The sequence below is a fragment of the Pseudomonas sp. HY13-MNA-CIBAN-0226 genome, from assembly GCF_040310305.1.
GTDB lineage: Bacteria > Pseudomonadota > Gammaproteobacteria > Pseudomonadales > Pseudomonadaceae > Aquipseudomonas > Aquipseudomonas gregormendelii.
This window is the reverse complement of the sequence record NZ_JBEOPS010000286.1, coordinates 1-269: the sequence shown is the minus strand read 5'-3', so window position 1 is coordinate 269 and position 269 is coordinate 1. Positions and strand designations below refer to the sequence as shown.

Here is a 269-nt window from a genome sequence, read left to right as displayed (position 1 = left end):
CTTCAGCCCCAGTGCTTGTAGTGCATTTGCCAAGCGTTTTGAATTGTTGGAGACAGTCAGCCAATCACTCTTGGTCATCTCGCCATTAACTTCTTTTGACAAGATAGCGGTATCACCATGATATTGGGCGGCGTGCTCAATGAGGCTGCTAATCAGCAGCGGCTGATACATCATTTTTCCTAACATCTGAATATCCTTATAGTGATTTTAGTGCTCGTCCGTGGGCATATTTTATATATGGAGCCTCATTAGTATACGTGACTCTAGAC

At 43.9% G+C, this 269-nt stretch carries 1 pseudogene; it reads right to left on the bottom strand.

The annotated features are described in order from the left end of the window. A pseudogene (locus AAEZ05_RS28780) lies at positions 1-186 on the bottom strand (long-chain fatty acid--CoA ligase); the annotation flags it as partial. Positions 187-269 lie beyond the last annotated feature (83 nt).